Source organism: Xanthomonas bonasiae, from assembly GCF_017163705.1.
GTDB classification, from domain to species: Bacteria; Pseudomonadota; Gammaproteobacteria; order Xanthomonadales; family Xanthomonadaceae; genus Xanthomonas_A; species Xanthomonas_A bonasiae.
On sequence record NZ_JAFIWB010000003.1, the window covers coordinates 154,844 to 178,151 of the forward strand.

Genomic DNA, 23,308 nt, shown 5'->3' on the forward strand with positions numbered 1-23,308 from the left:
GCAGTTATTCATGCGCTCGCGAATGCACCCCAGGTACTACCTGTCGCCGGAGATTTTTTCCCGCGAGCAGGAAAAGATCTTTCGCAAGGTTTGGCTTTTCGCCGGTCTGAAGACCCTGCTGACGGAGAACAACAGCTTCATCACCCGCAAGATCGCCGGCATCCCGGTCGTCATCCAGAATTTCAACGGCCAGTTGCGCGCATTCGAGAACGTGTGTCTGCACCGCAGCGCGCCGCTCCAGACCGCGCCCACCGGACGACGTCCGCTGGTATGCCCCTACCACGCTTGGAGCTACGACCAGGACGGCGCGATCAAGAACATCCCCGAATGTCGTGCCCTGTATCGCATAAGCCAGGCCGAACAGCAGAAACTCCGGCTGCGGGAGTTCGCCCTGCACGCGATCGGCAACGTGCTGTTCGTCAACCTGGACAGTGACCCGATGCCGATCGAGGAGCAGTTCCCCGCGCACTTCATCTCCATGTTGGAAAGCAGCTCCAACCTGTACGACGGCGAGGTGATGGTGACCACCTGGCACTGCAAGTTCAACTGGAAGCTGGCGTACGAGAACCTTCGCGACGCCAATCACCCGCGCTTTGTCCATCCCAAGAGCCTCGCCCGGGAATTCGACTTCATCCCCTACGTCGATACTGAACTGGCGGCCGAAGGCCTCCGTCCCCTGGCCGATACCAGCCCCGCCGGGCTACGCGCGGAGATGCGCCGCTTCAGCTCGGCCGGCGCTGACGCGCCGATCACCGAGCCCAAGCCTCTGCCATTCCATGACATGGTCGAGCGCTGGGGGAAACAGGACGCCTATTTCAACTGGCTGGCGTTTCCCAACATGCATATCGCCTGCCCCAACGGCGGCTATTCCTTCACTCTGGAACATCACATCCCCGTGGCCCCGGACAGGACCGATCTGGAAATCTATTGGTTCACCACGCGCAAGAAGAAGCCTTATGCCTTTTCCAGCTGGAACCTGCTCTCGCACATGCATGGCAGCCGGCTGGTGACAGGCGAGGACGTGGAGATCATGGAACATGTGCAATCAGCGCTGCACATGGACGCACCGATGCCGACCCAGGGGGTCTACGAGTTCACCAACCGCTTGGTGGAGCGCTGGTACGCAACACTGATGGAGACAGAACATGGCCTCTAGATGCGTCATCGGAACCGGCATCTGCCTGAATCAGGTTTTCAATGCCTGGAGGCAGGCCGAGCCGCAGGCCGAGGTGCGCAAGGTCGAGGTTTCGCTACGCGCCGACTACGGCTTCGACCCGGACGCACTGGATGGCCTTGACCCGGCTGCGGACAGGCTGTTCATCGCCTACGACGAACGCTTCGGCAACTTCAAGCGCATGGAGCTGATGCAACTGGCGATGGAGCGCGGCTTTAGCCTGGAGCCTTTCGTCAGCACGTCGGCCGTGGTTGCTGCCGATGCGGTGATCGGCCGCAACTGCTTCATCGGCGACGGCGTGGTGGTCGGCGCGGGCAGCCGTATCGACTACAACACCGTGCTGCATAGCGGGGTCAAGATCGGCGCTGGCGCGCATCTGCGCCCCTCATGTTGGTGCGACATCGGCGTAAGCATCGGCCACGGCGCGGAAATCGGCGCGCACGCCATCTTGCGCATGGGAGCGGTGGTCGGCCCTGGCGTCCGGATCGGCCGCCACTGCGAACTGGGCTGGCCACGCCTGTATGACCGGGACGTGCCCAGCCGCACGGTGTACGACACCCGCTATGACGAGCCCATCCATGTCTATGGCCTTTGACTTCAAGGGAGCCGCACGAAAAGCCCACGCGCTGAAAAGCGGAGAGAAAGATCGCGCCCTCGACCAGAACCTGATCGGCACCGACCACTTGTGCCGATCTGGTCTGGCCGCACGCGCACTTCGATGCCGACCTGCGTCTGATGGGCAACGCGTTTATCGGCCCAGCTGCGGGCGTCCGGCATCCACATCGGTCCAGGCAGCTGGCTGGGGCAGCAGGTGATCGCCGAACAGGATGTGCGTGCAGGTGCCCGCGCGCCCTGCATGCTGGCATCCATCTCGGGCGCGGCATGGAGATCGACCAAGGCAGCACCAGGGCAGCGGCAGCATCGCGCGAAGCAAGGCAACAATCGGACGACACTGCGCATGGCTGTTGCCGGGGGTGCTGCCCGACACGCCACCGAATCGTTGTGGATGCAACGCGCTGATGCCGCGCGGCATTCATATCCCGGGCTCAGCGCCAGATGAACATTCTGACCCGCCATTACAGTGAACAGGATCTGCTCGACGGCGAAGCCACCAAGGAACCATCACCATGGCCTTAACCACCGGCTCCATCGCACGAGCCCGCATCAAATATCCGGGACTGGATCCGGCCAGGACCAAGCTGATCGGCTGGGGCGCGGGGCAGTTCTTCCGCGATTTCTATCCTAGCGTCAGCGGTCAATTGGACATGCAGTACACGATCTGTCCACGCAGCGAGAACCAGGGAACCACCGTGCACGGCGTCGCGGTGCGCCCGCCAGCCGCGCTGGAAGAAGAGTCGGTCGACGATGTGCTGATCGTGATCTTTTCCAACCACTACCCCGAAGTGATGAACCAGATCCACAGGTTGCATGGCAACTGGCGCACCGTGCGGGCCGTGGACTGCAACGACGCCGACGTCGCCCTGCTTGAAGAACTGCAGGACGTCTCGAACCTGCTGCCGGACCTGCGCCTGTCGCGCAGCCTGCAGGTTCCGAAGACCGGCATCTTCGTGCAGGGACTGGCATTCGACTTCACCCCCCTGTTACTGGCCTGGAACCGCCTGCACTACCCGACCGCCTACCAGTGCATGGTGACCTGGGAGCATCAATCCGGCGAACTGCTGGACCGCTGCCGTCCGTGGCTGGACGAATTGATCCTCGTACCCCAACCGGACAACCTCGGCCTGCACTATCGCAACGCGGTGCTGCGCTCGGCACGTCTCGGAGCCGAGCATTTGGCGCAAAAGGGCATCGCCTTCGCGGTGCGCTGCCGCAGCGACAACATCCTGCACGGGTCGATCCACCAGGCCATCGACGCGTACTTCCGCGGCACGCGCAACCGCGGAAAGATCGCGGTCTCACTGGCGGCGTCGTGGCAGCACATGCCGTTCCATTTCTCTGAAAAGGCGATGCTGGCCAGGACCGAGGACATGCTGGCGCTGTGGTCGATGGCGGAAGACCCGCGGCCGCCAAGCTTCGCCGACGACGAACTGTCGCCGATGCTGGAGCTGGCGCCGCATCGTCACTTCCAGGAACTGAGCCAGTACACCTTCGAGTCCTCGCTGTGGCGGGACTACGCGCGGCGCCTGGGTTTCGCCACGGAAACGCTGGTTGACGGATACCGGTTCGCCCAATCGCGCCTGCTTGCGCTGGAACCGCATCTGAGCTGGTCCTCGCTGAAATTCGTGCCGTTGTTCAACGTGCAGCGCGATACCGGCTACTCGTTCTCGATGGAAAGCTGGAACCGCTTGATCAGCGAGGGCGATGCGGCACTGGAACGGGCGGATGCGGTCAGCAGACTGCAGATCAATTCGACCGACTACTGGCAAGGCCGCGCCGGTTGAGCGCTGCACCCAAGACTTTCGGATGCAAGGAAGATTTTCATGAACTACGCCATCGTCATTCCCGCGCGCCGCGATTCCTCGCGCCTGCCTGGCAAGCCGCTGCTCGAGCTCGGCGGCATTCCCATGATCGTGCGGACCTATCGCCAATGCGCGCAGGCCGCGCCAGCCGAGCGGATCGTGGTCGCCACCGACTGTGACATGATCCGCACCGCTTGCGAGCTGGCCGGGATCCGCACGCTGATGACCTCCAGCGATTGCCTGACCGGCACCGACCGCGTTGCCGAGGTCGCGCGGCGGGTGGAGGCAGACACCTACATCAACGTGCAGGGCGACGACCCGCTGTTCAATCCCGACGACCTGCGGTTGCTGATCGACGCGGCGGCGACGGCGCCGGATGCGGTCATCAACGGCTATTGCCCAATCGCCAGCATTGAGGACTTCCGCAATCCCAGCATTCCCAAGGTGGCGGTCCGCCCCGACGGTCGTTTGCTGTACATGTCGCGCGCCTCGATTCCGATCACCAAACAAGGCGAGTTCCACCGCGCCTGGCGTCAGGTCTGCGCCTACGCCTTTCCCAGGCAGGCGCTGCAGGCGTTCGCCGCCGTCACCCGCAAGACCGCATTGGAAGAGATCGAGGACATCGAGATCCTGCGCTTCCTGGAGCTGGGTTTCGAGGTCAGGATGGTGCAGATGAGCGACCAATCGATCGCGGTGGATACGCCGGCCGACGTGCTGCGCGTGGAGCAGGCGCTGCGCGCCCGGCAGCACAGCGACGTGCCGGAAGCGCAATCATGAGCGCTACGTCCGACCATCCGACCAACCCGCACTCTCCCGCCTGCGGTTCTGCAGACGCCAGAAACGCCGAGCACGCCCTCGCCTATTCGCCACGCGCGTTCTTCGATCGTCTGCTCGGCACGCAAACGCCCGTCGTGCTTGACGTCGGTGCGCATCGTGGCGAATCGATCCGTTTCTTCAAAGCGATCTATCCGCAGTGCCACCTGTATTCTTTCGAGCCAGATCCGCATAACTTCGCCGAGCTGGAAAAAGTATCCACGCAGTTCGGCACTGTCGCGGTGCAGGTGGCGCTGGGCGAGAAGAAAGAGCAGTGCCGCTACTACCGGCAAGGCATCTCCCATCTGGGAGGCTTGCTGCCGATCGACCCGCAATCGCGCGATTCGCTGGGCTACGCCCGAAACGCGGCCAACGAGGCGATCGAGGTCCGCAAGACCTCGCTTGATCTGGCCTGCGCCGAACTGGGCATCGACCACGTGCATATCCTCAAGATCGACGTGCAAGGCTACGAAAGCCAGGTACTGCAAGGCTGCACGCGGATGCTGCGGCACACCGATTGCGCGGTGATCGAGATCGGACTTTACGACTTCTACGGCAAGACCAGCAGTTTCGTCGAGGTGGTCAACCTGATGCACGCTGCGGGCTTCTCGCTGTGGGACATCGCCAAACTGTCGAAGAACCCCAAGAGCCTGCGCACCGACTGGATCGAGGTCGTGTACCGCCGCGACAATGCAGTAACGCAGGAGCCGGGCGAGTTTCTTTCAAAATCATAGAACATGACTCAGGGGCCAATCATGCAAAATAGTATCCAAACCAAAATAAACATCGACCCCCAGTCAATGGAAGAGAATTTTCTGCTGGCCGCCCAGGGCCTGGCTGACGACCCGATGTTCGGCGTTCGCGAGGACGTGCGCCGTCTCATTGCCAAGCATGGCGACGACACCAAGATGATCATCCTCGGAACTAGAGGCTTTGGCGGGTACTTGCTGGACCTGAAAGAGGATCTGCCTTGCAATGTAATCGCCTCCGTGGACGACACCCAGTGTCACTCCGGCGCCCTGTATCACGAAACACCCATCATCTCTACGAAAAAATTCGTAGAACTGGCTAGATCCGGAGACATCATCGCCTTCAACAGCTGTGGAAGTGATGGCCCCAAGCGTTTTTTTGATCAAGTATGCCGGCAACACAGCATTCCCCATCTCAATTTTGAACAGACCATTCGCGCCTTCGGCTTGCAGGGGCGGGTTGATTACAGGGTGGACGATTGGGGACAGGAAATCGTGCGCAACGTTGCCAGATACCAGCGTCTGGCAAAACGTTTTTTCGATGACTACTCCGCAAAAACCCTGTTTTCCGTCCTGAACTTTCATCTAACCTGCGATCCGGAGTACCACCACGAATTTGAACGCCCCTATAACACCCTGTACTTCCGCTCCGGCCTGCTGCGATTCAGCGATTCGGAAAAGATGGTGGATTGCGGCGCCTCCATCGGCGAATCCCTCAGCGGCCTTATTGGCGTCACCAAAGGCCAATTCTCGCGCTCATGGATGATCGAACCTGATCGCATCAATATAGACACACTGAATAATCTGTTGCGCCGCTACGAAGGCACGCCTCTAGGATCCAAAATCAGCCTACATGGCTGCGGCGTGGGCGAGACAGAAACCAGGGTTCCATTCAAGCACCAAGGTGGGCACGGCGGCTTCATCAGCTCCTCGGATGACGATTGCGAGCCCACAGACATGATCGACGTGCGTCCTATCGACAGCATCGTCGACGACGCGCCCACGTTCATCAAGATGGACATCGAAGGGTCGGAACTGGGGGCCATGAGGGGTGCGGGAAAGACGATCAAGCTATGCAAGCCCAAGATGGCAATCTCTGCCTATCACAGGTCCACCGACTTGCTGGATCTCAGCGATTTGGCGCTTTCTTTGAACCCGGATTACAAGATGGGCCTGCGCCATCACACGCACTATCGTTGGGATACATGCCTGTATTTCTATTGACTACCCGCCACAGAAATGACTGGATTGATGACTGATCACAGCCGAAGCAACATCCGGGACCGTCTGGGCGGTGACGAGTAGGGCGATGTCGATTTCCGCTAGCGCCTGCGCGAGCTTGAAAACCTCTGGGACGGAAGAAATTAATTCGCGACGAACGCCACCCTAGGCTGGCCGCAGGCACGACATGCAGTCGGATGCCCCAGCATACGTTCACCATTCACCGAAAGCCTGCTCGTCGCCTACCATGCACGCCATCAGACACTACCGCGGCAACCCATAGAAATTGGTCGCTTAATTACCTCCACCCCTTAGGCTTCGAGAGTTAGGGTCAATCCGCTACTTTTGAAAGGACTTATATTTATGTACCCATTTTTGTCTCAACAACAGCTCACCAGGGATGTCTTTGAATTGCGTGATTCGCTTATGCAACCAAATGGGCTTTTCCCTGTATGGCTCGATCAGACGCCTCTGGATTTTCTTAAAAATCAGAAATTCATAGTTTGCGGATCAGTTTGCCGAGCCGAGATTCGAGTGCTGGCAAAGTCAGCCAATGTTATTGCCATTGTTGACGACTTCCTGCGTGAGCGTCAAAGTCACATATTTGGAATACCCCTCATCAGCTCGGACACTTGGGTCGAATTGGCGGCTGGCCAAGCCGATGTGGTGTCTTGCGTTTTGACCCCAGGTGGAAGGGCTTTTCAGCATTTCACCAAAATAGCCAATCAGTGGAATTTACCAACACTACTCCCCCTGCAGTTTTTGCATTTATTAGACACATGCAATATTGATCATAGCGGGGAGGTCGGTTGCTTTTTCTGGTATGGTTACGAATTTTTCAGTGATGTCATTAAAAATGTTGACCACCTGGTAGGTTTTACCAAAAATTTTGTTGATGACTATTCACGCATTTCATGGCTGTGCATTCTGCTTTATAGATTAACCTCGAATCCATTTTATCTTGAAGCATGCGCCGTCGGTTTCGGCAAGGAGAATTTCAATCTAAATTCATATGCCACCAACCGCCAATTCTTTAAATTTAATGATCGCGAAGTTTATGTTGATGGCGGTGCCTTCAACGGCGACACCATCGAAGTTTTTTTGCGTGCATGTAAAGGTCAGTTCAAGAGAATTCACTCCTTCGAACCATCAAGCCATAGTAACAATTTAATTCGCTCACGTCTTAATACACTGCAAGACCAATATCTAAAGCCATTGGCGCCCGCTATCACTTTGCACGAGAAGGGGTTGTGGGATAGCAACACAACATTGAAATTCAACCCAGGACAAGGTGTTCCAGATTTCAAAATGTCCAGCCTCGTTCAACCCCAGTCCGCTCATCTGATAGAATCGAACATCATTGGCCACATATATGAAAAATCACGCGAAGAGGATGTATCGATGACTGTGCCAGTCACAAGCATTGACGACGCCACAGAAAGGACCGCAACATTCATTAAACTAGAGATCGAAGGATCCGAACTCAAGGCATTGCATGGCGCACGGGAAACAATCGAGAAAAACCGGCCCCAAATGGCGATTTCAATTTATCATAAGCCTGAGGACTTATTGACGCTAACGAATTTCGTTACCGAAACGGATAAGGATTATAAGCTTGGTTTCCGGCAGCATAATCGGCTGTGGCCTGATGCAATGGTCCTATATTGCTTTTAGGCACATCATCAATAGTAGGTCCTGAAGAACTCCCGAGAGCCACTTGGATCAAGGCTTTTGCCTAGCTGGAGGCGTGCCTGGATTTCCAGACTTGGCTACTTTGGGCGTTAGTTTCTTGCGATTTTCGAGCATGCGTACACGCCGTCCTGCCGCCGAGGGCCATCCCGTCGAGACCTGTTCCGTTCTCGCCTGGAGAACCAGATCGACCTGTGCCATCCGCTGGCGCAATTGTCCGGGAAGATGCCGCGGCCGGCACTGGAGCAGGTGCTTGCCGCCAGCCTGCCGGCCGATCCGGTATGTGGCGGTCGCCCCGCCCCTCCGATCCGGTTGATGGCCGGGCTGCTGTACCTCAAGCACACCTACGACCTGTCCGACGAGCAGGTGTGCGAGCGCTGGCTGGAGAAGGCGCGCACTGAGCATTTTGGCTCAAAAATTGCCTCAATGGGCGACGCTGCCGCCTTTCCGCCGACGTCCACCACATCCCTCCCCCACACGGTTCATCAAGTGGTGATCTGCGACAGCAACCCGGACGGCACCCTCGCCGCGGCAGTGGAGCGCAAGCGCGCTGACGCTCGCTTCCCGATCCGCTACCAGCGCAACCCCAGCCGCCTGGGCGAGCCCGGCGGCACTATTAGAGGCATTGGCTTGGCGCAGGGCGAATATGTCAAGTCCTTGCACGACGACGTGCTGGAACCGGAGTGCCAGAGGGTCAATCACGCCATTGGTCGACAGCGGCCTCGACTGGGCACGGCATGCTCGGCCAAACCCAACGAAGTCCGGCCGGGCCACGGCCCGGCACGCATGTTGCATCCGGTAGCGGATCGGCGCCGTCATCCCCGTCTCCGAATGGTGCCGAAACCACTGACAATGCAGTGGATGTACTTTCCCACCCCGAACACGGTCAATCCTGCATGAGTTCCCCCGCCCTGGTCAGCATCGTCATGCCGGCCTACAAGTTCCGCTATTTCGAGCGGACGCTGGACAGCGTGCTGGGCCAGACCTATACGGCGCTGGAACTGGTGATCTGCGACGACAACCCCGATGGCAGCATCGCTGCTGCGGTGGAGCGCAAGCGCGCCGACGCGCGCTTCCCGATCCGCTACCAGCGCAACCCCATCCGCCTGGGCGAACTCGGCAGCAAGATCAAGGCCATCGCCCTGGCGCAGGGCGAATACGTCAAGTTCCTGCACGACGACGATTTACTGGAACCTGAGTGCATCGCCGCCCTGGTGCAGGCCATGCAAGCCGCGGCCGGGGTGGTGCTGGCCTCCTCGCGCCGGCAGCGCATCGACGGCGACGACGCGCCGCTGCCGGACATCCACGCCACCAGCTTCCCGTTCGCCGGCGACGTGCTGCTCGACGGCCCGGAGCTGCTGTCCTTCCTCGCCGACCACACCATCAACTTCATCGGCGAGCCCAGCTGCGTGCTGTGCCGGCGCCGGGATCTGCTGGAGATCGGCGACCAGCTGATGATGCTGGACGGCAAGGTGATCCACTGGGTCGGCGACCTGGCGCTGTACGCCAAGCTCCTGCATCGCGGCAACCTCGCCCTGCTGGCCAGGCCACTGACCCGCTTCCGGGTGACGCGGGACCAATACAGCCAGGCCGGCCGCGACCAGCCGGGGATCGGCGACCAGGGCCACGACGATTTCCGCCGCGGCGTGCGCGCCATGGGCTGGTACCGCGGCGACGGCGACGTGCGCCTGGTCCATGTGACCCCGCTGGACGGAGGCCGCGCCGAACCGGTCGATCTGCTGCAGGCGATCCAGGCCGCGTATGCGCGCGGCCGCGCCCAGCTGGCGCTGCGTGACTGGCAGGCGCAGCGCCAGCTGCCGCCGGCCAAGCGCGCCCTGTTCGACGCGCGCCTGGCGGAACTGGGCGGCGGTGCGCGGCTGGCGGTAATGCTGGACGCGCGCAACGCGGATGCGGCCACGCTGCAAGCCAGCCTGCACAGCCTGCTGCTCGACGGCGCCGCCTTCGCGACGCTGAGCGTGGCCGTGCTCGGCGCCGCGACGGCCACGCCGTGGCCGGATCCGCGGGTCCGGCATCTGCCGCTGGCGTCCGCCGACGAGGCCGCCGACCGCAACGCCGCGCTGGCCGAACTCGACCACTCTGACTGGTTCCTGTGCGCCCGCGCAGGCACCGTTTTCTGCGCGGGCGGCCTGCTGCGCTTGGTGCTGGAGCTGGCGCAGCAGCCGCACTGCAGCGCGCTGTATGCCGACGAATGGCTGGCGCTGGACGCCCAGACGCTGGCTCCGGTGCTGCGCCCGGATCCGGATCTGGACCTGCTGCTGGGCAATCCGCTGGCGACCGCCGGGCACTGGGTGTTCCGCCGCGCCCTGGTGCAGGAGCTGGGCGGGTTCGATCCCGATCACGACGGCGCGCTGGAACTGGAGCTGATCCTGCGCCTGTTCCAGCGCGATGCCGGCGCCAGCCTGGGACATCTGCCCGAGCCGCTGCTGATCGCGGCGCCGGCCGACGCCGCCGCGGGCGCCGAGGCGCGCCAGCGCGCCGTCGCCAGCCATCTGCGGGCACGCGGCTATGCCGACGCCAGGATCGACGCGCTGCCTGGAGGGCTGCATCGCATCGACTATGGCCATGCGCAGCAGGCGCCGGTCTCGATCGTGACCATCGCCCAGGACAATCTGCCGGCCCTGCAGCGCCTGGTGGTCGGTCTGCTCGAGACCACCGCCTACCCGGCCTACGAACTGCTGCTGGTCGACAACGCCAGCGACGCGCCGGCAGTCGGCGCATGGCTGCAGGCGGTGGCCGAACTGGGCAACGGCCGCATCCGCGTGTTCGCATTGGAGCAGCGCGTGGCCCAGGCCGAGGCGCGCAACCTGGCCGCGACCCAGGCGCATGGCGACTACCTGCTGTTCCTGGACGCCGACAGCGCCGTGGTCCAGGGCCGCTGGCTGCACGAACTGATGAACCATGCGCAGCGCCCGGAGGTCGGCATCGTCGGCGCCAAGGGCGTGTCCGCGGACGCCACCATCACCCACGCGGGTCTGCTGCCCGGGCTGTTGCCCGGCGCCGGCCACGCCTTCGCCGGCGAGCCGATGGCGCACGCCGGCTACATGGGCCGGCTGCAGGTGGCGCACCGCTACAGCGCCGTGTCCGAGCGCTGCATGCTGGTGCGGCGCGACCTGTTCGAACGCTTGTCCGGCTTCGATGCGGGCGGGTTCGGCGACGGCGGCGCCGACGTGGACCTGTGCCTGCGCGCCGCCGCGCTGGGCGAATGGACGCTCTGGACACCGGAAGCGCTGCTGCTGCAGCCCCCCGCGCCGCCACGGCCGCAAAGCGCGGACGATGCGCTGCTGCAACGCTGGCTGCCGGTCATGGCGCACGATCCAGCCTACTCGCCGAGCCTGGGCCTGGAGCAGTCGGGCGGCTTCAAGCTCGGCGAATCCGAGTTCTCCTGGCAGCCGCTGGCGTGGAAGCCGCTGCCGCGGATCCTGGCGCATCCCGGCGACGCGTTCGGCAGCGGCCACTATCGGGTGATCCAGCCGTTCCAGGCACTGGCCGAGGCCGGGCAGATCGACGGCGTCTACTACGCGCGCCTGCTCGACCCGGTGGAGATGGAGCGCATCGCCCCCGATGCGGTGGTGGTGCAACGCCGGGTCGGCGACGTCGAACTGGCCAAGATGGAGCGCATGCGCCGCTTCTCCACCGCGTTCAAGGTCTACGAACTCGACGACTACCTGCCCAACCTGCCGTTGAAGAGCGTGCATCGCGAGCAGATGCCCAAGGACGTGCTGCGCTCGCTGCGCCGGGCCGCGGCGCTGGCGGACCGGGTGGTGGTGTCGACCCCGACCCTGGCCGAGGCGCTCGCCGGCCTGCATGCCGACATCCGCGTGGTCCACAACCGGCTGGATCCGCGCATGTGGGGCGATCTGCCCGCGCCGACCAGGACCAGCGCCGGCGCCAAACCGCGGGTCGGCTGGGCCGGCGGCGCCAGCCACACCGGCGACCTGGAACTGATCGCCGACGTGGTGCAGGCGCTGGCCGGCGAGGTGCACTGGGTGTTCATGGGCATGTGCCCGGAGCGGCTGCGTCCGCATGTGGCCGAAGTGCACCCGGGCGTGGACTTCGAACGCTATCCGCAGGCCCTGGCCGCGCTGCGCCTGGACCTGGCGCTGGCGCCGCTGGAAGACAACCTGTTCAACCGCTGCAAGAGCAATCTGCGCCTGCTCGAATACGGCGCCTGCGGCTACCCGGTGGTGGCCAGCGACCTGCCGCCCTACCAGCACGGGTTGCCGGCGACCCTGGTCAAGAACCGCTTCCGCGACTGGGTCAATGCGATCCGCATGCACCTGGCCGATGCCCCCGCCCGGGCTGCGGCCGGCGACGCGCTGCACGCGGCGGTGCGCCGCGACTGGATGCTGGAAGGCGCCAACCTGCAGGCCTGGCGCGCGGCCTGGCTGCCGGACTGAGCGCAGCGGCCGCCGGGACCGGCACCAGGGTTGCATCCTGCTGATCCGGTCCAGGACCCGAGCCGGCACGGCGCGTCAATCGGCCGTCACCAGGTGGGCGAAGACCGCGGCCGGGCTGCGTCGGGAAGCCGACGCCTCCGCCTGCCCCCGCACGGCGCGCGCTTCCCTTCTCCCCCGGGAGAAGGTGCCCCGAAGGGGCGGATGAGGGTCCGGGCGACGCTTCGTGTCGTTCGATGCGGCCATGCGTTCGCCCGTCCTTCCGGGTAGCCGATCGGCACCCGCCGGTTTTCGGCACACCGCTTGCATCCATCCCGGGTAGCCGCCCCGGCATGGACATCCCCGTATGAGCGACTCCATCAGTTCCATCCTCTCGCAGATCCGCAGCTACCAGAGCCAGGTCGGCCAAGCCGCGCCTGCGCAGGTGGCCGATGCCGGACGCAGCAATGCGATCGAAGGCCTGACCGGGACCCAGGGCACGCAGGCCCCGAGCTTCAGCGAGACCCTGCGCAGCGCGATCAGCGGCGTCAACGAAACCCAGCAGAAGGCCGGCGATCTGGCCAAGGCGTTCGAAATGGGCGACCCCAACGCCGGCCTGGCCAAGGTGATGATGGCCGCGCAACAGTCCCAGGTGGCGTTCCGCGCCACCGTGGAAGTCCGCAACCGACTCGTCCAGGCGTACCAGGACGTGATGAACATGCCGCTGTAAGGTAGACAACGATGGCTCTTGCGCTCAGCAAAGACACTCTCAGCGGCGAAAAGGCAGGCGCCTGGTTCGATCGCCTGCAGAGCCTGCAGATCACCCGCCGCATCGGGCTGATGGCGATGATCGCCGTGGCCGTGGCCGCGGGCCTGTTCGTGTTCTTCTGGTCGCAGAAGCCCGCGTACACCCCGCTGTACACCGGCCTGGACGAAAAGGGCACGGCCGAGGCCACCGACCTGCTGCGCACCGCGCAGATCCCGTTCAAGCTCGACCAGACCACCGGCGCGATCACCGTGCCGGAGGACAAGCTCTACGACGCGCGGCTGAAGCTGGCCGGCTCCGGCCTGACCGACACCGGCAACATGGGCTTCGAGGTCATGGAGAAGGATCCGGGCTTCGGCGTCAGCCAGTTCGTCGAAAACGCGCGCTACCAGCACGCGCTGGAGACCGAACTGGCGCGCACCATCGCCAGCCTGCGCCCGGTGCGCGAGGCGCGGGTGCACCTGGCCATCCCCAAGCCCAGCGCGTTCACCCGCCAGCGCGACGTGGCCAGCGCCTCGGTGGTGCTGGAACTGCGCGGCGGCACCACCCTGGAACGCAACCAGGTCGATGCGATCGTCAACATGGTCGCCTCCAGCATCCCCGACCTGACCCCGGAGCGGGTCACCGTGGTCGACCAGAGCGGGCGCATGCTGACCATCGCCGACCCGAACAGCGACGCGGCCCTGAATGCGGCCCAGTTCGAGCAGGTGCGGCGCCAGGAAAGCTCCTACAACCAGCGCATCCGCGAACTGCTGGAGCCGATGACCGGCCCCGGCCGGGTCAATCCGGAAGTCAGCGTGGACATGGACTTCTCGGTCACCGAGGAAGCGCGCGAGCTGTACAACGGCGAGCCGCCGAAGCTGCGCAGCGAGCAGGTCAGCGACAGCAGCATGGCCGCGGCCGGCCCGCAGGGCGTGCCCGGCGCGACCAGCAATTCGCCGCCCGGCGCCGCCGCGCCCGGCCAGCCCGGTGCCGCCGGCACCCCGGGCGCGACCCCGGCCAACACCCAGCAGGCGGCCGCCGCGACCCCGACCGAAACCTCCAAGAGCGCCACCCGCAACTACGAGCTGGACCGCACCCTGCAGCACACCCGGCAGCCGCCGGGCCGGATCAAGCGCGTGTCGGTGGCGGTGCTGGTCGACCACGTGCCGCGGCCGGGCGCCAAGGGCAAGATGGTCGAGCAGGCGCTCAGCGCCGCCGAGCTGACCCGCATCGAAGGCCTGGTCAAGCAGGCGGTCGGTTTCAACGCCGAGCGCGGCGACACCGTCTCGGTGATGAATGCGCCGTTCGTGCGCGAAGCGCCGGAAGCGGCGGACAAGCCCGGTTGGTGGGAAGATCCGCGGGTGATGAACGGCTTGCGCCTGCTGCTCGGCGCGGCGGTGGTGCTGGCCCTGCTGTTCGGCGTGCTGCGCCCGGCGCTGCGCCAGATCGCCGGCCCGGCGCCGGCCAAGAACACCGGCAAGGACAAGTCCGAGCCGCACAACGCCAATGTGTCGATGCTGGACGACGACGACCCGCTGCTGCCGTCGATGGCCGAAGACACGGCCAGCATCGCCGGCGGCAGCCGTCCCGCGATCGCCCTGCCCGACGCCTACGAAGAGCGTCTGCGCCTGGCCCGCGAAGCGGTCAAGCAGGATTCCAAGCGTGTCGCGCAAGTCGTGAAGGGATGGGTCGCCAGTGAAGCCTGATGCCAGTGCAATCAATGGAGTGCAGCGCGCCGCGGTGCTGCTGCTGTCGCTCGGCGAAGCCGACGCGGCCGAGGTGCTCAAGCACATGGACCCCAAGGAGGTGCAGAAGATCGGCATCGCCATGGCGACCATGAGCGGCATCTCGCGCGACCAGGTCGAGAAGGTCATGGACGAGTTCAACAACGAACTCGGCAGCAAGACCTCGCTGGGCGTGGGCGCCGACGACTACATCCGCAACGTGCTGGTGCAGGCGCTGGGCGCGGACAAGGCCGGCGGCCTGATCGACCGCATCCTGCTCGGCCGCAACACCACCGGCCTGGACACGCTGAAGTGGATGGACCCACGCGCGGTCGCCGACCTGGTGCGCAACGAACACCCGCAGATCATCGCCATCGTCATGGCGCACCTGGACAGCGACCAGGCCGCCGAGGCGCTGAAGCTGCTGCCCGAGCGCGTGCGCGCCGACGTGCTGATGCGCATCGCCACCCTCGACGGCATCCCGCCGAACGCGTTGAACGAACTCAACGAGATCATGGAGCGGCAGTTCTCCGGCAACCAGGGCCTGAAGTCGTCCAACGTCGGCGGGGTCAAGGTCGCCGCCAACATCCTCAACTTCATGGACAGCGGCCAGGACCAGGGCGTGCTGGCGGCGATCGGCAAGATCGACGCCGAGCTCAGCACCCGCATCCAGGACCTGATGTTCGTGTTCGACAACCTGGTCGAACTGGAAGACCGCGCGCTGCAGACCCTGTTGCGCGAAGTCAGCGGCGACCGCCTCGGCCTGGCCCTGCGCGGCGCCGACATCAAGGTGCGCGAGAAGATCACCAAGAACATGTCGCAGCGCGCCGCCGAAATCCTGCTCGAGGACATGGAAGCGCGCGGTCCGGTGCGCCTGGCCGACGTGGAGGGCGCGCAGAAGGAAATCCTCACCATCGTGCGCCGGCTGGCCGATGAAGGCGTGATCAGCCTCGGCGGCGCCGGTGCGGAGGCGATGGTATGAGCGGCAACGTGGTGCGCTGGTTCGCGCCGGAGCTCAACGCCGCGCCGGTACCCGAGCCGCAGTTCGAGGACGCCCTGCCCGAAGAGCCGGTCTTGCGTCCGCCCAGCCTGGAAGACATCCAGGCGATCGAGGCGGCCGCGCAGCTCGAAGGCTTCGAGCGCGGCCACAGCGAGGGCCTGGCCCAGGGCCAGGCCGAGATCCGCCGCCTGACCGCGCAGATCGAAGGCATCCTGGACAATTTCTCGCGGCCGCTGGCGCGGCTGGAAAACGAAGTGGTCGGCGCGCTCGGCGAACTGGCGGTGCGCATAGCCGGCAGCCTGGTCGGCCGCGCCTACGAGGCCGATCCGGCGCTGCTGGCGGACCTGGTCGGCGAAGCGCTGGACGCGGTCGGCGGCGCGCGCCGCGAGGTCGAGGTGCGCCTGCATCCGGACGACATCGCCGCGCTGACCCCGCTGCTGGCCTCGATGGCCGACGGCACCCGGCTGGTGCCGGACCTGACCCTGAGCCGCGGCGACCTGCGCGTGCATGCCGAAGCGGTGCGCATCGACGGCACCCTGGAAGCGCGCCTGCGCGCGGCGCTGGAGACGGTGATGCGCAAGTCCGGAGCCGGCCTGTGAGCGCGCTGTCCGGCACCCATCCGGCCGACTGGCTGGACGCGCGCAACCTGCGCCTGGCCTCGCGCCTGGGCCAGCTCGACCTGGACGCCGCCGCCGGCCGCGGCCTGATCCGCGAAGGCATCCTGCGCCGCGCGGTCGGGCTGACCCTGGAAGCGGTCGGCTGCGAGGCGCCGATGGGCGCCACCTGCAAGGTCGAGGTCGACGGCGGCTGGGTCGATGCCGAAGTGGTCGGCTTCTCCGGCGAACGCACCTCGCTGATGCCCAGCGCCGAAACCCATGGCCTGCTGCCCAACGCGCGGGTGGTGCCGGTGCGCCGCCGCGGCGGCGTGGAAGTGGGCGAAGGCCTGCTCGGCCGGGTCATCGATTCGGACGGCGTGCCGCTGGACGGCAAGGGCCCGATCCGCGCCGAAGGCTCGGTCGGCATGGCCGGCATCTCGATCAATCCGCTGGCGCGCGAGCCGATCACCATGCCGCTGGACGTGGGCGTGCGCGCGATCAACGCGCTGCTGCCGATCGGCCGCGGCCAGCGCGTGGGCCTGTTCGCCGGCTCCGGCGTCGGCAAGTCCACCCTGCTCGGGATGATGACCCGCTACACCGCCGCCGACGTGATCGTGGTCGGGCTGATCGGCGAACGCGGCCGCGAAGTGCGCGATTTCGTCGAGACCACGCTGGGCGAGGAAGGCCTGCGCCGCGCCGTGGTCGTGGCCGCGCCGGCCGACCGCCCGCCGCTGGCGCGCCTGCACGGCGCCTACCGCGCCACCGCGATCGCCGAATGGTTCCGCGACCAGGGCCTGAACGTGCTGCTGCTGATGGACTCGCTGACCCGCTTCGCCCAGGCGCAGCGCGAGATCGGCCTGTCGGTCGGCGAACCGCCGACCACCCGCGGCTACCCGCCGTCGGTGTTCGCCAAGCTGCCGGCGCTGGTCGAGCGCGCCGGCAACGGCGCCAAGGGCCGCGGCTCGATCACCGCCTTCTACACCGTGCTGACCGAAGGCGACGATCCGCAGGATCCGATCGCCGACGCCGCCCGCGCCATCCTCGACGGCCACATCCTGCTGTCGCGGCGCGTCGCCGACAGCGGCCTGTATCCGGCCATCGACGTCGAATCCTCGGTCAGCCGCGTGGTCCAGGACATCGCCGACGAGCCGTGGCGGCTGCGCATCCGCGCGCTGAAGCGGCTGGTCTCGGCGTACTCGGCCAACCGCGACCTGATCACCATCGGCGCCTACCAGCGCGGCAACGATGCGGCCGTGGACGAGGCGCTGGAGCGTTGGCCCGAAATCATGGAATTCCTCGGACAGGATGTCGCCAAGGCCGCAGATCTGCCCCACAGCCAGGCCGCGTTGAAGCGCCTGGTCGAACGTGAGAACTAAGCCATGATGCAATCACAGCGTATCGATCCCCTGCTCCGCCGCGCCCAGCAGCACGAGGACGAGGTCGCCCGCGACCTGGCCGAGCGCCAGCGCGCGCTGGAGACCCACGAGTCGCGGCTGGAAGAACTGCGCCGCTACGCCGAGGAATACGCCAACAGCCAGATGGCCGCGACCAGCCTGGCGCAACTGGCCAACCGCCGCGCGTTCCTGGATCGCCTGGAAAGCGCGGTGCAGCAGCAGTGCCAGACCGTGGACCGCAATCGCGAGAAGGTGGAAATGGAGCGCAGCCGGCTGTTGCTGGCCAGCCGCGACAAGCAGGTACTGGAACAACTGGCGGCCAGCTACCGCGCCCAGGAACGCAAGGTCGACGACCGCCGCAGCCAGCGCGAGATGGACGACCTCGGCGCGCGCCGGGTGCGCCTGGCGGTGGCCGCGGCCGACAGCGACAACGACAACGGAGACAGCCGATGAGCAACGCACTTTCCGCGCTGGGCGGCAACGCCCGCGCCAGCGCCTCCGGCAACAGCGCCGACACCCAGGGCCGCGACCGCAGCGGCGGCCAGGACTTCGACAAGCTGCTCGGCGACGACAGCGCGCGCGCCGCGCCGAAGCCGGCGCCGCGGTCGAGCGCCAAGTCGCAGCAGGCATCCGCCGACAAGGACGCGGCGGCGAAGCGGCCGGAGGCGGCGGACGACAACGCCAGCGAACCGGCGCGCAGCGCGCAGGCCGGCAACCAGGCCGCCCGCGACAGCGAAAAGAGCAGCGAGGACAGCAAGGCGCCGAGCAAGGACAGCAAGGCCGCCGCCAAGAAAGGCGAGGACGGCGAGGAAGACGCCGGCTGGCCGCCGGCGGGCCTGGCCGGCATCGGCATGAGCCTGTTGCCGACGCTCGCTGCCGCGCTGCCGGCGGCGAGCGCCGGCCCGCTGGGCGCGGCCGGGCTGGCGATCGGCGTCGCCGGCGCCGCCGCCCAGGGCGTGGCCGCGTTGCTCGGCGGCGACACCCTGGCCGCGGCGGCCGGCGCCGATACCGCCGCCGGTGCGGCCGCGACCGCCGCCGCGCCGGCCACCGCCGCGGCCAACAGCGGCGCCAGCGCCACCGGCTTCGGCGGCATGCTGGCGCAGGTCGCCGGGGCCGCGGCGCAGGCCGCCAGCGGCGGCGATGCCACGGCCCCGGTCGCCGCACTGGCGGCGCTGGCGACCGCCACCGACAAGAGCGCCGACAGCGGCAGCGATGTGGCCAGCACCGGCACCGATCCGATCAACCTGCTGGCCACGGCCGGGATCCACGCGCCGGCGCGCAGCGCCGACACCGCCGCGCCGTTCACCGGCTCGCCGACCCCGACCCCGAACCTGCACGGCGACAACTTCGACGACGAACTCGGCGCGCGCATGAGCTGGCTGGCGGACCAGAAGATCGGCCACGCGCACATCAAGCTCAGCCCGGCCGACCTGGGCCCGGTCGAGGTGCGCCTGCATCTGAACGGCGACCAGGTCAACGCCAGCTTCAGCAGCGCCCAGCCCGAAGTGCGCCAGGCGCTGGAGAACAGCCTGCCGCGGCTGCGCGACATGCTCGGCCAGCACGGCTTCCAGCTCGGCCAGGCCGACGTCGGCCAGCAGCAACAGCAGGCCTCGCAGAACGCCCGCCAAGGCAGCGGGTCGAACGCCGGCAATGCCGGCGGCGGCGTTGGCGACGAGCTGCTGGGCAACGTCGGGATTCCGTCGGTGGTGCTGCGCCAGCGCGGCCTGCTCGACGCCTACGCGTAAGCCGACCGCAGCATCGCGGCGGCCTCGGCCGCAAACCGCTGCTTGTGGGAGGGGCGTCAGCCCCGACGCGGGTCGCCGATCGAGCCCGTCGGGGTTGAACTCCGTCCCACAAAAAGCCGCATCCATCGGCCGTCGCGGCCACCGTCAAATATCCGGCGAGTCCATCCCGCCGTTTCGGCACGCCGATTGCATCCTTAGGGGCAGAGTCCCCCCTTAAGGAGCCCATCCGTGGCAGCAGCAGCCGACAAATCCAAGAAATCCGCCGACGCCAAGGACGCCAAAGAGGCCCCGGAGGGCGGCAAGTCGAAGAAGAAGCTGCTGATCATCGTCATCGCCGCGGTGCTGGTGCTGGGCGGCGGCGGCGCCGGCGCCTGGTTCTTCCTGAAGAAGCCCGATGCCGCCCATGGCAAGGCCGCGGCCAAGACCGCCGAGCTGCCCAAGCCGGCGCAGTACTTCGCGATGGACCCGGCGTTCGTGGTCAATCTCAACGGCAGCCCCGACGAGGGTCCGCACTACCTGCAGATGGAAGTGCAGCTGATGACCCGCGACCCGGAAGAGCTGAAGCTGATCACCGAGAACGCGCCGGCGATCCGCGCGCACCTGCTGATGCTGTTCTCGCAGGTGCAGGCGCAGGACATCGCCGACATCGCCGGGCGCAAGAAGCTGCAGGCCGCGGCGCTGGCCGACGCGCAGAAGCTGATGACCGCCGAGACCGGCAAGAAGTGCGTGGAAGACCTGCTGTTCACCAGCTTCGTGACCCAGTAAGGCGCCGCCGCGATGACCGACCTGCTTTCCCAAGACGAGATCGATGCGCTATTGCATGGCGTCGATGCCGGCGCGGTGGACACCGGGCCGGCGCCGCCGGCGCCCGGCGAAGCGCGCCAGTACGATTTCTCCAGCCAGGACCGGATCATCCGCGGGCGCATGCCGACCCTGGAGATGGTCAACGAGCGCTTCGCGCGGCTGTGGCGGATCGGCCTGTTCAACCTGATCCGGCGCTCGGCCGACCTGTCGGTGCGCGGCATCGACCTGATCAAGTTCAACGACTACATGCACTCGCTGTACGTGCCGAGCAACCTGAACCTGATCAAGTTCAAGCCGCTGCGCGGCACCGGCCTGATCGTGTTCGAACCGACCCTGGTGTTCACCGTGGTCGACAACTTCTTCGGCGGCGACGGCCGCTATCCCACCCGCATCGAAGGCCGCGAATTCACCCCGACCGAGATGCGGGTGATCCAGCTGATGCTCAAGCAGACCTTCGCCGACCTGCACGAGGCCTGGGCGCCGGTGATGGAGGTGGAGTTCGAGTACCTCAACTCCGAGGTCAACCCGCACTTCGCCAACATCGTCACCCCGCGCGAGTACGTGGTGGTCAGCCGCTTCCACGTGGAGCTGGAAGGCGGCGGCGGCGAGATCCACATCACCCTGCCGTACTCGATGCTGGAGCCGATCCGCGAACTGCTCGACGCCGGCATCCAGAGCGACCGCGTGGACCGCGACGAGAGCTGGAACATCATGCTGCGCGAGCAGCTCAACACCGCCGAGGTCACCATCTCCAGCGTGCTGGCGCAGAAGCAGATGACCCTGCGCGAGCTGACCCGGCTGAAGATCGGCGACGTGCTGCCGATCGAGCTGCCCAAGCAAGTGCCGCTGTGCGTGGAGAACATCCCGGTGTTCACCGGCGAGTTCGGCATTTCCCGCGGCCAGAACGCCGTGAAGATCACTTCGACCCAACCCCCGGGCGCGCTGCGCCGCCGCCCCGCCCTTCAGGAAGACGCGTCATGAGCCAGAACGAAATCCCCGAGCCGGTCCCGACCCAATTCGACAGCCTGCAGCCGGAAACCGGCAGCGACGGCAACGAGCTGAATCTGGACATGATCCTGGACGTGCCGGTGACGCTGTCGCTGGAAGTCGGGCGCAACCGCATTCCGATCCGCAACCTGCTGCAGCTCAACCAGGGCTCGGTGGTGGAACTGGAGCGCGGCGCCGGCGAGCCGCTGGACGTGTACGTCAACGGCACCCTGATCGCGCACGGCGAGGTGGTGACGATCAACGACCGCTTCGGGGTGCGCCTGACCGACGTGGTCAGCCCCAGCGAACGCATCCGGAGGCTGCGGTGAGCCTATTGCTCGCGGCCGCCACCCAGGCGGCCAAATCGGCCTCGGGCGTCGGCAGCGCCGCGCCCTCGCCGCCCAGCCTGATCGGCGCGGTGTTCGCGCTGCTGCTGGTGCTGGGGCTGATCCTGGGCATGGCCTGGGTGCTCAAGCGCCTGCCCGGCAGCGGCTTCCGCCCGGCCGAGGGCCTGCGCGTGGTGGCCAGCCTGGCGGTCGGCGCCAAGGAGCGCGTGGTGGTGGTCGAGGTCAACGGCGAGCAGTTGCTGCTGGGCGTGTCGCCGGGCGGGGTACGCACCTTGCATCGCCTGCCCGAGCCGCTGCCGCAAGCGCCGGCGCCGTCGCTGCCGAACCTCAAGCAGCTCAAGAACCTCCCCGATTTCGCCCAGCTGCTGGCGCAGAAGCTGCGCAAGGACAAATGATCATGTTGCCTCGTTGGAACCGTTATGCGCGCGGCCTGCGCCTGCTGCTGATCCTGCTGACGCTGAGCCTGCTGCCGGCGCTGGGCTGGGCCCAGGCCGCGCCGACCGCGCCCGCCGCGCCGGCCGCGCCGGCCGCGCAGAACGCCGCCCCGACCCTGCCCTCGCTGCCGGAAGTGAACGTCGGCAAGGTCGGCGCGCAGCCGGTGAGCCTGCCGCTGCAGACCCTGCTGCTGATGACCGCGATCACCCTGCTGCCGTCGATGCTGCTGGTGCTGACCGCGTTCACCCGCATCACCATCGTGCTCGGCCTGCTGCGCCAGGCGATGGGCACCGGGCAGACCCCGTCCAACCAGGTGCTGATGGGCCTGGCGCTGTTCCTGACCGCGCTGGTGATGATGCCGGTGTGGGAAAAGGCCTGGGGCCAGGGCATGAGCCCCTACCTCAACGGCCAGCTCGACTTCCAGACCGCGTGGACCCTGACCACCCAGCCGCTGCGCGCGTTCATGCTGGCGCAGATCCGCGAGGCCGACCTGATGACCTTCGCCGGCATGGCCGGCAACGGCACCTACAGCAGCCCCGACGCGATCCCGTTCCCGGTGCTGGTGGCCTCGTTCGTGACCTCGGAGCTGAAGACCGCGTTCGAGATCGGCTTCCTGATCTTCATCCCGTTCGTGATCATCGACCTGGTGGTGGCCAGCGTGCTGATGTCGATGGGCATGATGATGATGTCGCCGATGCTGGTCTCGGCGCCGTTCAAGATCCTGCTGTTCGTGCTGGTCGACGGCTGGGTGCTGACCGTCGGCACCCTCGCCGCCAGCTTCAACGGAGTCTGAGCCGATGAGTCCCGAATTGGCCCTGACCGAATTGCGCGGCGGCCTGATCACCGTGTTGTGGGTGGCCGGCCCGTTGCTGCTGTCGATGCTGGTGGTGGGCGTGGTGATCGGCGTGTTCCAGGCCGCCACCCAGCTCAACGAACCGACCATCGCCTTCATCGCCAAGGTCATCACCCTGACCGCGATGCTGTTCGCCACCGGCAGCATGCTGCTGGCGCACCTGGTCGAATACACCACCATGCTGTTCCAGCGCATTCCGCATCTGATCGGCTAGC

General features: G+C 66.0%; 21 protein-coding genes and 2 pseudogenes. All 23 read left to right on the forward strand.

The window, feature by feature from the left end; genetic code table 11:
* The first annotated feature begins 10 nt into the window (after positions 1–10).
* Positions 11–1,156 (forward strand): aromatic ring-hydroxylating oxygenase subunit alpha, encoded by a 1,146-nt coding sequence (locus JR064_RS05355; RefSeq protein ID WP_206229043.1) that lies wholly within the window; start codon positions 11–13, stop codon positions 1,154–1,156.
* On the forward strand, positions 1,146–1,769 hold the full coding sequence (locus JR064_RS05360) for an LbetaH domain-containing protein (RefSeq protein WP_206229044.1): 624 nt from the start codon (positions 1,146–1,148) through the stop codon (positions 1,767–1,769). Before JR064_RS05355 ends, JR064_RS05360 begins: the two co-directional genes overlap by 11 nt.
* 532 nt (positions 1,770–2,301) lie before the next feature.
* The gene (locus JR064_RS05365) at positions 2,302–3,576 is read left to right on the forward strand and encodes a hypothetical protein (RefSeq protein WP_206229045.1); all 1,275 of its coding nucleotides are present in this window, start codon (positions 2,302–2,304) and stop codon (positions 3,574–3,576) included.
* A 39-nt stretch (positions 3,577–3,615) separates the two neighbouring features.
* Positions 3,616–4,371, forward strand: coding sequence for a 3-deoxy-manno-octulosonate cytidylyltransferase (locus JR064_RS05370; RefSeq protein ID WP_206229046.1), 756 nt, complete (start codon positions 3,616–3,618; stop codon positions 4,369–4,371).
* Positions 4,368–5,141 (forward strand): FkbM family methyltransferase, encoded by a 774-nt coding sequence (locus tag JR064_RS05375; protein WP_206229047.1) that lies wholly within the window; start codon positions 4,368–4,370, stop codon positions 5,139–5,141. Before JR064_RS05370 ends, JR064_RS05375 begins: the two co-directional genes overlap by 4 nt.
* A 21-nt stretch (positions 5,142–5,162) precedes the next feature.
* Positions 5,163–6,380, forward strand: coding sequence for an FkbM family methyltransferase (locus JR064_RS05380; RefSeq protein ID WP_206229048.1), 1,218 nt, complete (start codon positions 5,163–5,165; stop codon positions 6,378–6,380).
* A 360-nt stretch (positions 6,381–6,740) separates the two neighbouring features.
* Entirely contained in the window at positions 6,741–8,051 is a 1,311-nt protein-coding gene (locus JR064_RS05385; protein WP_206229049.1) for an FkbM family methyltransferase, read from the forward strand.
* 130 nt (positions 8,052–8,181) lie between these two features.
* Positions 8,182–8,486: pseudogene (locus tag JR064_RS05390) on the forward strand (transposase); the annotation flags it as partial.
* A 66-nt stretch (positions 8,487–8,552) separates the two neighbouring features.
* Positions 8,553–8,753 (forward strand): annotated as a pseudogene (locus JR064_RS23355) (hypothetical protein); the annotation flags it as partial.
* A 209-nt stretch (positions 8,754–8,962) separates the two neighbouring features.
* Positions 8,963–12,484, forward strand: a complete 3,522-nt coding sequence (locus JR064_RS05395; protein ID WP_277420372.1) for a glycosyltransferase — start codon at positions 8,963–8,965, stop codon at positions 12,482–12,484.
* 343 nt (positions 12,485–12,827) lie between these two features.
* The gene (gene fliE, locus JR064_RS05400; protein WP_185812917.1) at positions 12,828–13,190 is read left to right on the forward strand and encodes a flagellar hook-basal body complex protein FliE; all 363 of its coding nucleotides are present in this window, start codon (positions 12,828–12,830) and stop codon (positions 13,188–13,190) included.
* Positions 13,191–13,201: 11 nt separating this feature from the next.
* On the forward strand, positions 13,202–14,914 hold the full coding sequence (fliF, locus tag JR064_RS05405; RefSeq protein WP_179564514.1) for a flagellar basal-body MS-ring/collar protein FliF: 1,713 nt from the start codon (positions 13,202–13,204) through the stop codon (positions 14,912–14,914).
* A gap of 10 nt (positions 14,915–14,924) precedes the next feature.
* Positions 14,925–15,914 (forward strand): flagellar motor switch protein FliG, encoded by a 990-nt coding sequence (gene fliG, locus JR064_RS05410; protein ID WP_179565591.1) that lies wholly within the window; start codon positions 14,925–14,927, stop codon positions 15,912–15,914.
* The gene (locus JR064_RS05415; protein ID WP_179564513.1) at positions 15,911–16,531 is read left to right on the forward strand and encodes a FliH/SctL family protein; all 621 of its coding nucleotides are present in this window, start codon (positions 15,911–15,913) and stop codon (positions 16,529–16,531) included. Before fliG ends, JR064_RS05415 begins: the two co-directional genes overlap by 4 nt.
* The gene (locus JR064_RS05420) at positions 16,528–17,904 is read left to right on the forward strand and encodes a FliI/YscN family ATPase (RefSeq protein ID WP_179564512.1); all 1,377 of its coding nucleotides are present in this window, start codon (positions 16,528–16,530) and stop codon (positions 17,902–17,904) included. Before JR064_RS05415 ends, JR064_RS05420 begins: the two co-directional genes overlap by 4 nt.
* Positions 17,905–17,907: 3 nt before the next feature.
* Positions 17,908–18,375 carry a flagellar export protein FliJ gene (fliJ, locus tag JR064_RS05425; RefSeq protein WP_179564511.1) on the forward strand — a complete coding sequence of 156 codons (468 nt, stop codon included), beginning with the start codon at positions 17,908–17,910 and terminating at the stop codon, positions 18,373–18,375.
* Positions 18,372–19,667 carry a flagellar hook-length control protein FliK gene (locus JR064_RS05430; protein WP_206229050.1) on the forward strand — a complete coding sequence of 432 codons (1,296 nt, stop codon included), beginning with the start codon at positions 18,372–18,374 and terminating at the stop codon, positions 19,665–19,667. Before fliJ ends, JR064_RS05430 begins: the two co-directional genes overlap by 4 nt.
* A 228-nt stretch (positions 19,668–19,895) precedes the next feature.
* Positions 19,896–20,432: a flagellar basal body-associated FliL family protein gene (locus tag JR064_RS05435; protein WP_179564508.1), complete on the forward strand. Its 537-nt coding sequence runs from the start codon at positions 19,896–19,898 to the stop codon at positions 20,430–20,432.
* Positions 20,433–20,444: 12 nt separating this feature from the next.
* A complete protein-coding gene (fliM, locus tag JR064_RS05440) occupies positions 20,445–21,452 on the forward strand; it encodes a flagellar motor switch protein FliM (RefSeq protein WP_179564506.1) in 1,008 nt (335 codons plus the stop codon).
* Positions 21,449–21,787: a flagellar motor switch protein FliN gene (gene fliN / locus JR064_RS05445; protein ID WP_179564504.1), complete on the forward strand. Its 339-nt coding sequence runs from the start codon at positions 21,449–21,451 to the stop codon at positions 21,785–21,787. Before fliM ends, fliN begins: the two co-directional genes overlap by 4 nt.
* Complete coding sequence (gene fliO / locus JR064_RS05450; protein ID WP_191826760.1) at positions 21,784–22,200, forward strand: flagellar biosynthetic protein FliO; 417 nt, start codon at positions 21,784–21,786, stop codon at positions 22,198–22,200. Before fliN ends, fliO begins: the two co-directional genes overlap by 4 nt.
* Before the next feature lie 2 nt (positions 22,201–22,202).
* On the forward strand, positions 22,203–23,033 hold the full coding sequence (gene fliP / locus JR064_RS05455) for a flagellar type III secretion system pore protein FliP (protein WP_206229051.1): 831 nt from the start codon (positions 22,203–22,205) through the stop codon (positions 23,031–23,033).
* Between the two features lie 4 nt (positions 23,034–23,037).
* On the forward strand, positions 23,038–23,307 hold the full coding sequence (locus JR064_RS05460; RefSeq protein ID WP_145708136.1) for a flagellar biosynthetic protein FliQ: 270 nt from the start codon (positions 23,038–23,040) through the stop codon (positions 23,305–23,307).
* Position 23,308 lies beyond the last annotated feature (1 nt).